8 protein-coding genes are annotated in these 7,972 nt (G+C 44.7%); 5 read left to right on the top strand and 3 right to left on the bottom strand.

Features of this window, described 5'->3' with window-relative positions; genetic code table 11:
- Positions 1-242 precede the first annotated feature (242 nt).
- Positions 243-1,412, bottom strand: a complete 1,170-nt coding sequence (locus OSCI_RS05840; protein ID WP_007353950.1) for an IscS subfamily cysteine desulfurase — start codon at positions 1,410-1,412, stop codon at positions 243-245.
- Between the two features lie 204 nt (positions 1,413-1,616).
- On the opposite strand from OSCI_RS05840, the gene OSCI_RS05845 reads away from it, so the two are divergent.
- The 4 genes from OSCI_RS05845 to OSCI_RS05860 all read left to right on the top strand — a co-directional run bounded on the left by OSCI_RS05845 (position 1,617) and on the right by OSCI_RS05860 (position 6,304).
- The gene (locus OSCI_RS05845) at positions 1,617-2,267 is read left to right on the top strand and encodes a hypothetical protein (protein ID WP_007353951.1); all 651 of its coding nucleotides are present in this window, start codon (positions 1,617-1,619) and stop codon (positions 2,265-2,267) included.
- Between the two features lie 318 nt (positions 2,268-2,585).
- Positions 2,586-4,571 (top strand): adenylate/guanylate cyclase domain-containing protein, encoded by a 1,986-nt coding sequence (locus tag OSCI_RS05850; protein WP_007353952.1) that lies wholly within the window; start codon positions 2,586-2,588, stop codon positions 4,569-4,571.
- Between the two features lie 58 nt (positions 4,572-4,629).
- Complete coding sequence (locus OSCI_RS05855; protein ID WP_007353953.1) at positions 4,630-4,962, top strand: PP2C family protein-serine/threonine phosphatase; 333 nt, start codon at positions 4,630-4,632, stop codon at positions 4,960-4,962.
- A gap of 19 nt (positions 4,963-4,981) precedes the next feature.
- A complete protein-coding gene (locus tag OSCI_RS05860; protein WP_007353954.1) occupies positions 4,982-6,304 on the top strand; it encodes a four-carbon acid sugar kinase family protein in 1,323 nt (440 codons plus the stop codon).
- 31 nt (positions 6,305-6,335) lie between these two features.
- Here OSCI_RS05860 and OSCI_RS05865 read toward each other — a convergent pair whose 3' ends face one another.
- The gene (locus tag OSCI_RS05865) at positions 6,336-6,554 is read right to left on the bottom strand and encodes a hypothetical protein (RefSeq protein WP_007353955.1); all 219 of its coding nucleotides are present in this window, start codon (positions 6,552-6,554) and stop codon (positions 6,336-6,338) included.
- Positions 6,551-6,895, bottom strand: a complete 345-nt coding sequence (locus OSCI_RS05870) for a hypothetical protein (RefSeq protein ID WP_007353956.1) — start codon at positions 6,893-6,895, stop codon at positions 6,551-6,553. The genes OSCI_RS05865 and OSCI_RS05870 overlap by 4 nt, the downstream gene beginning before the upstream one ends.
- Before the next feature lie 262 nt (positions 6,896-7,157).
- Between OSCI_RS05870 and minC the strand changes: the two genes are divergently transcribed.
- Complete coding sequence (gene minC / locus OSCI_RS05875) at positions 7,158-7,955, top strand: septum site-determining protein MinC (protein ID WP_007353957.1); 798 nt, start codon at positions 7,158-7,160, stop codon at positions 7,953-7,955.
- The last annotated feature ends 17 nt before the right edge of the window (positions 7,956-7,972 follow it).

Raw genomic sequence — 7,972 nt, forward strand, 5'->3', positions numbered from 1 at the left:
TAATTAGCTATTAGCTATTAGCTATTAGCATGGGGTTCCAGAAACCGGGTTTTTGAGACAATCTGTGGGTAACAACGAAGTATTTTCGTGAAAAACCCGGTTTCTTTGGTTGGGTGTGTAAGTCCTAGTAAGTTCCCTCTCCGTCTTCCCTCCTTCCTCTTCCCTAGCCCCTAGCCCGTAGCCCCTAGCCCCTTCTTCTATTACCAATTACCAACATTAAATCGGTTGAAGCGATCGCGAAACTAAACTTCCGCAACTGCTACTTTTCTTAGCGAATTAATAGTTGCTACACAGTGCTTAGCTACGGTATCAATTTCTTCGACGGTGCTAAATCTACCAATACCGAACCGTAGGGAAGCATAAGCCAACTTTTCCTTTCGCCCGATTGCTTCCAAGACATGAGAAGGCGCGATTTTAGCGGAAGTGCAAGCCGAACCCGAAGAAACAGCGACAATAGGTTGTACTCCTAGTAGCAGCGCTTGACCATCAACTCCATCTACACTGATATTAAGATTTCCAGGCAAGCGGTGAATGGGATGACCATTAATAACAATGTCGCCCAAGGGAGATAAATAGTCCCACAACCTTTGACGCAAATTTGTCACCCGTTCCACTTCTAAGTCCATTTCGGAAATGGCCAGTTCTACGGCTTTGGCAAATCCGACAATTTGAGGGGTATAGAGCGTACCAGAACGCATTCCCCGTTCGTGTCCGCCGCCGTGCATTTGCGCTGCAAGCTGAACTCTGGGATGGCGACGGCGGACATAAAGAGCGCCGATGCCTTTTGGGCCGTAAATTTTGTGCGCTGTCAAGGACATTAAATCAATTTTCAATGCCTCGACATTGAGTGGAATTTTGCCGATCGCTTGGGCTGCGTCTGTATGGAAAAAGACATCTGCACCGCGACAGATGGCGGCAATTTCTCCGATCGGCTGGATTACTCCAATTTCATTATTAGCAGCCATCACCGAGACTAAAATCGTGTCGGCGCGAATACATCTTGCTAAATTGCCTAAGTCGATCAGTCCGTCACTTTGGACGGGGAGAAAAGTGATTTCAAATCCCAATTTTTCTAAATAATGACAGGGATCGAGTACCGCATTGTGTTCGGTTGCTACCGTGATGATGTGTCGCCCTTTGTTGCAATAAGCTTCGGCTATGCCTTTGACCGCTAAATTGTTCGCTTCGGTTGCGCCGGAAGTGAAGACAATTTCTTCGGGTGAGGCATTGATGGCATCTGCGATCGCTTGCCGGGACTGTTTGACTGCCGCTTCTGCTTCCCAACCATAGGTATGATTGATGCTAGCGGGGTTGCCGAAGTGTTCCCGGAAATAGGGGAGCATGGCAGCGAGTACCCGTTCGTCGATCGGGGTTGTCGCGTGGTTGTCTAGGTAGATAGGGCGTTGAGACATAGTAGAAGAAAATTGGGCAACTGGGCTGGCGATCGCTTATTTAGGCAACTGAGTTGTCAACTTGGTCGTTCCAGTGTAGCGTTCCTATAGCTGCAACTTAGATATTAGAGTATAGTAGCCAATTATTAAAGTTACGAGCAAGGTGTTAAATTATTCTATACCAGCGTCAGCACCTACAACTAAAATTAATAGCTAAAATTATTTATGCGACCTGATATCCAGGGATTGGAAATTACTAAGGGTGAACTCAAGCGGCTCAGTGGTGTAGGGACAGACCGTACCTACAGACCACCTGCGATCCGTAAGTTTGTCACTGAAGGGTTGAAAACTTTGGCTGTTATTGCTTTGGTTGCCATTAGTTGTTTGCTGCTGTTGCTAATTTTTCCGAGATACTATTTGTTATTAATTTCTGTCCATTTCGCGGCGGCTCTGGCTTTAATAGTTGATGACTTTTGGAAAATTTGGTTGAGTAGCAGGAATAAACATCTGGTTAATCTTTTTGATGATGTGGACAGATATAATGCTATTATTAAAGCTATAGAAGTTAATGACAACATAGAAGAAGCTGGCAATCACAAGGTAACTATTCGCAATCGCGAGCAAGTTATTGAAGCCTTGTATCTGATCAGAGAAGATTTGGTTAGAGCTTTAAAAACCGAGAGGATTCTCAGGGAAAATAAAAAATTTGTAGCTGGTCATTCTGATATGTTTGATACTAATTTTCGAGCTTTGACTGCCTTGCAAATTAACGATCGGGCGAGCGAGCAAGGGCGGTTGTTAAATGAAGCTTTGCAGATTGCCGTAGGCGTACAGGAGGAAATGAAGAAATTACAGGAGAGACACGCTAGTACTTAAAGCCGCCAGGGATTTTAACCGCTGTCGAACTGTGATTTAAGACCAAAAATAATAATTTTCATCTTCAACCCAGTTAGGGCGAGGCAAGCCAAATTTATCTTCCAAAACCATTTCTATTGGACGCTGCGAATCTGATTGTTCGGTGCGCCAACTCTCCTAGCAATTTATTCTCATTTTAATTTAATTTTAATTAAGCATATTTACTCAGTGACATTCGTTTGACTTTTTTAACCTGTCACGAATGGGTAGAGGGTGTAGGAGTATGCAGATTAAAGCTGATTAGCTTATGCTAGAGTCACTATGCTTGGTAAATCAAGGATGCCCTTATCACCTGGACTTTTCAGAAAAATTCCCCTACAAATACTGCTAATTATTCCCTTTGTTGTCCAAACAGTTGGAGCAGTAGCTGTTGTTGGTTATCTTTCTTATAGAAACGGTCAAAAAGCAGTAAATGATGTAGCTACTCAGTTGCGGAATGATATTAGCGATCGCATCAAGGAAAATCTAACCGATCTGGTTGCTATTCCCTTTCAATCCTTTGAAAACTATGATGCAGCCCTGAGCCAAAACCGCATCGATCTTAATAATGGGAGAGACGTAGAGAAGTTTCTATGGCGACAACTCCCAGCCTTTCCCCTTGTTGCTGCCGCAGCTTTTGTTACCCCCAATCAGGAGTTTTTTGCTGGTGAGCGGCAGGATGATGGCGAGATCGTCATCCGTACTTCGGAGATAGAAAATAACCACACTTTGACGACCTATACCGTTAGTCCAGGAGGGGAACGCCGGGAAATTACCAACGCCGGGAAACCTAACTTTGACCCCCGTAACCGCCCCTACTATAAAATTCCCGTCCAGAAAAAGCAAGCTGTTTGGGCAAAACTGTATCCTCACATTACAGGTAAATACCTATACATTGCGGCTGGCAAACCCATATATACCAATAGTGGAGCTCTCCAAGGAGTGTGGATGACAAGCTTAAATCTGGTAATGTTTGGGGATTTTTTAAGTAAACTCAAAATCGGTAAAACTGGGCAAAGTTTTATTCTGGAACGTTCTGGAGAAATGATTGCCACCTCTACAGGGGAAAAGCCCTTTCAATATTACCCAGACAAGGTTGTTCAACTGCCAGAGCAAAGAATTGAACGACTCAAGGTTGTCAATAGTAGCAATGCCATCACCCAAAAAGCGAGTCAAGCTTTGCTAGATCAGTTTCGTGATTTTCAAAATATCCAAGCATCTCATCAACTTAAATTTACTGTGGATGGTAAAAATTATTTCGTCCGAGTCGATCCTTTTCGAGATAGTAAAGGTATTGAGTGGTTGGTGGTGGTGACTATTCCAGAAGCAGACTTTATGAATCAGATTAATGCCAATACTCAGACTACAATCCTGCTCTGTTTAGCAACTTTGATTTTGGCAATTTTGTTGGGTATCCTGACCGCTCGCCGGATTATCCGTCCTGTGGAGCGGATCACCACTGCCTCGGAAGCGATCGCTAGAGGCAATCTCAACCAACAAGTGGAGGTTAGTTCCATCGTTGAACTTGGCAAATTAGCCAACGTTTTTAACGGCATGACCAGACAACTGAAGGATTCTCTCGATGCCCTCCATTTGGCAAATGAAGAGTTGGAAGCTAGAGTGGAGCGAAGAACTGGAGAACTGCGCCAAGAAAAAGAAAGGTCAGAACAGTTACTTTTAAATATTTTGCCTGCGGAAATTGCCGATCGCCTCATGCGGACTAATGAATCCCCTGCTGAACATTTTGAAGAAGCCACAATTTTGTTTGCGGATATCGTAGGTTTTACTGGGATCTCGGCCCGGATAGAGCCGATGCAATTGGTAACAGGTTTGAACCAAATTTTCTCTGCTTTCGATCAACTCACTGAAAAGTATGGCTTAGAGAAAATTAAAACTATTGGGGATGCCTACATGGTAGTTGGTGGTTTACCCGTTTCTCGAGCAGATCATGCCGATGCGATCGCCAACATGGCCTTGGATATGCACGCCTATATGCAAGACGTGGAGCATATTTTTGGGGAATCTCTACAAATTCGGATCGGGATTAATACGGGTCCTGTAATTGCGGGAGTAATTGGGATTAAGAAATTTATCTATGACCTCTGGGGTGATGCGGTGAATGTCGCCTCAAGGATGGAATCTCACGGTAAGCCTGGATACATTCAAGTCACCGATGCGACTTATCACAAATTACAGAATAAATACTTACTAGAACCAAGGGGCGCGATCGAAGTCAAGGGAAGAGGAGAAATGATGACCTATTGGCTTTTGGGTCGGCGAGTATGACTGTCCTTAAAGATCGCGCTCTGAGTTTGAGCAGTCAACATGAAGAGGTAATAGAGTTGTGCGAGCTGACGGTGAAGTACAATTAATTGATACAATGGAGTTAAGATTTCCCTTGGGACTGGAAGCTGAAATTGCAGATTTAGTTGCCTCAACTACCATAGAGTTAAATTTAGATGATGTAGTTGTACTTTACACTGACGGGATTACTGAAGCTATTGATATTAATAAAGTACAATACGGTTTAGAGCGGCTGGTAGAAATCATTAAACAAAACCGCCAGCTTTCAGCTAGTGAAATTAAGGAAACCGCGATCGCGGACGTTAAGCGCCATATCGGTGAGCAAAAGGTGTATGATGACATCACTTTAGTTGTCCTCAAACAAAAGTATTAAAATTACTAGCAAAATCGCTATGACCGCCAAACCTAAAATTATAGTCCTCGATGACGATCCCACAGGTTCCCAAACTGTTCACAGTTGTCTGTTGCTAACCCGCTGGGACGTGGATACCCTAAAGTTAGGACTGGAGGACGAGTCTCCCATTTTCTTCATCCTCACAAATACCAGAGCTTTACCCGCAGCACAAGCGGCTGCTGTCACCCGCGAAGTGTGTCGCAACTTGAAAGATGCGATCGCAAATACCCCCCAAACCGCAGGTTTCTTAATAGTCAGCCGTTCTGACTCCACCCTCCGGGGCCATTATCCCATAGAAACGGACGTAATCGCCGAAGAACTTGGCCCTTTTGACGCTCATTTCTTAGTTCCCGCCTTCTTTGAAGGCGGCCGAATTACCCGCGATAGCGTTCATTATCTGATAATTAATGGCATTGAAACACCCGTAGAACAAACAGAATTTGCCCGTGATTCCGTCTTTGGGTACAAACATAGTTATTTGCCAGAATATGTAGCAGAAAAAACCCAAAATCGGATTTCGGCTGAAAGTGTAGAGCGATTTTTGCTAGCAGACATTCGCGCTGGAAGTTTGGAACGATTGCTAAATTTAACTGGTAACAAATGCGGAGTTGTTGACGGCGAAAATCAAGCCGATTTTAACCGTTTTGCAGCAGATATCCTGACAGCAGCAAACCAAGGTAAACGCTTTTTATTCCGCAGCGGTGCTAGTATTTTAACATCGCTAGCCGACCTCGGCCCGCAGCCAATAGCAGCCGAAAATATGGCACAATACGTGCGTGGTGGTAAACCTGGTGCAGTAATAGTTGGCTCTCACGTTAAAAAAACAACCGAACAATTAGAAAAATTACTGCAAGAACCAGGAACAGCTAGCATTGAAATTGATGTCGCCCATTTGTTAGAAGATTCGCCAGCACAACGAGCAACACTCCTAAAAAATACTCTCGAAAATGTTCATGCCGTTCGTGCTGTAGGTAAAACTCCCGTAGTTTATACTAGCCGTCAAGAACTTACCTTTGATAGCGTACAAGTACGCTTAGATTTCGGTGCTGCTGTTTCAGCTTTATTGATGGATATAGTGCGAGGCTTACCTTCAGATATCGGGTTTTTAATTAGCAAAGGAGGCATTACTTCTAACGACGTTCTCAGCACAGGTTTATCCCTGACATCAGCACGATTACTAGGTCAAATTTTAGCAGGTTGTTCAGTAGTACGGACAGCAGCAGATCATCCTCTCTTTCCCTATTTACCAGTAGTATTATTTCCCGGCAATGTCGGGGATGCAGATGCTTTAGCCACAGTTTATCGGCGGTTAAGTAAATAGCTAGTTGGGCGGTAATTGCCGCCCTGGAAAATTATGTTTGAGCAGTGGATTCTTGTTGCTGTGCTGCCAGACGTGCCGCTCTTCTTTGATAATAAGCTCCCAGAGTGCTGTTCTGAATATCAGCTTCTAAACGAGCGTTTAGTTCATCCAATTCGGCAATAAGAACATCCCAGCGTTTCACGATTTCGCGTAAATTAGCCACAGAACGTGCTCTAGTCTCAGCATCCGGTATTCTCAGTTCATTACTCATGGTAAATTCCAATTCCTCTTAATTTCTTGGACACTTGCTAATGTAGCATCAGCTACAGCCTGAGCCTCATTTATAGACCGGGCTATGATATCTAGGCTATCACGAGAAGCTACAGGTTGAGATTCATAGATTCGCCGCAAAGTGACATAAAAACGTGAATAGTAAGTGTCTGCTCGTTCTCGGATACTTTGAAGTTCGTCTAATTCATGGACTGTGGCCTCTGTTTCGCCATACTCAGCCAGCATAACAAACACTGTTGCAGTTGCTTCGTCTATGCGTTCTAAGAGTTGTCGCTGTAAAGTGAAAACAGTCGTGATGATCTCGTCTGGTAACTTGGCCATAATTCCCATCTAAGTTAACATGAGTTCTGTCAAATAGGCAGAATATCACACCGATCCTACTTTAGGAGAATATTGAGATTGTTTAGTTGCGGTCATAACCACAGGCAACTGGTAATAAGAGGTAATATAAAGCAGCATCTTTAGATTGCTTCGATTGGCTGGCAATGACAGATAACTGGCAATCAGAGGTAATATAAACAGGTTTTAATTCCTAATTAAGTTAATATTGATAGTCAACCTTACCTAAAATCAGACCAGTCCCATGACGACTGATGCTTCCCCCTCCGCCGCCGTTACCCCCGATGCTTCCACGCCTGAAGTGAGTTTCAACCTGCAAGTTCATCTCAAAAATGAAGGCGGGCACTTGTTGCTGCTGCTACCCCCCGAAACCAGTAGCGAAGCAGCAACTTCAACAGCAACAACCTGGACTGAACTGTGGCAACAGCTAAAAGTTAGACTGAATGCAGGAGAACGCTTCTGGCAGCCAAATGCAGAAGTCCACCTGATGGCGAACGATCGCTTATTAGATATTCGCCAACTACAAGCGATCGCAGAAGCTCTTTCTGAAGTAGAACTCCAACTCAAACGAGTTCATACCATCCGCCGCCAAACAGCAGTCGCCGCCGCCACCGCCGGCTATGCCGTCGAACAGCAATCCCCCATCTCCTCTCTCAACAAAACACCCTCAGAAACAGCTTCCTCCCTCGCCGAACCTCTGTATTTACAGATGACAATTCGCTCCGGCATAGAAATTCGGCATCCCGGTACAGTAATAATTTTAGGAGATGTCAATCCCGGCGGCTCAGTGGTCGCTCAAGGCGATATCCTAGTTTGGGGCCGTTTGCGGGGTAGAGTTCATGCTGGAGCAGGCGGCAATGCCAAAAGTGTAATTATGACTTTGCAAATGGAACCTATGCTAATTCGGATTGCTGAATACGTCGCCAGAGGGCCTGAGACTCAACCGGCTCAGTTTTACCCCGAAGTCGCCTACGTGACTACCCAAGGCATTCGTATTAGCAGAGCCAGTGATTTTGATAAGGGGCTAGGGGTTAGGGGCTAGGGGCTAGGGAAGAGGGG

It is taken from the genome of Kamptonema sp. PCC 6506 (assembly GCF_000180455.1).
Classification (GTDB): domain Bacteria; phylum Cyanobacteriota; class Cyanobacteriia; order Cyanobacteriales; family Microcoleaceae; genus Kamptonema; species Kamptonema formosum.

Bases quoted from the DNA above. Each gene is read 5' to 3' on its own strand.
- OSCI_RS05840 (WP_007353950.1), bottom strand. From the start codon at position 1,412: ATGTCTCAACGCCCTATCTACCTAGACAACCACGCGACAACCCCGATC.
- OSCI_RS05845 (WP_007353951.1), top strand. From the start codon at position 1,617: ATGCGACCTGATATCCAGGGATTGGAAATTACTAAGGGTGAACTCAAG.
- OSCI_RS05850 (WP_007353952.1), top strand. From the start codon at position 2,586: ATGCCCTTATCACCTGGACTTTTCAGAAAAATTCCCCTACAAATACTG.
- OSCI_RS05860 (WP_007353954.1), top strand. From the start codon at position 4,982: ATGACCGCCAAACCTAAAATTATAGTCCTCGATGACGATCCCACAGGT.
- OSCI_RS05865 (WP_007353955.1), bottom strand. From the start codon at position 6,554: ATGAGTAATGAACTGAGAATACCGGATGCTGAGACTAGAGCACGTTCT.
- OSCI_RS05870 (WP_007353956.1), bottom strand. From the start codon at position 6,895: ATGGCCAAGTTACCAGACGAGATCATCACGACTGTTTTCACTTTACAG.
- minC (WP_007353957.1), top strand. From the start codon at position 7,158: ATGACGACTGATGCTTCCCCCTCCGCCGCCGTTACCCCCGATGCTTCC.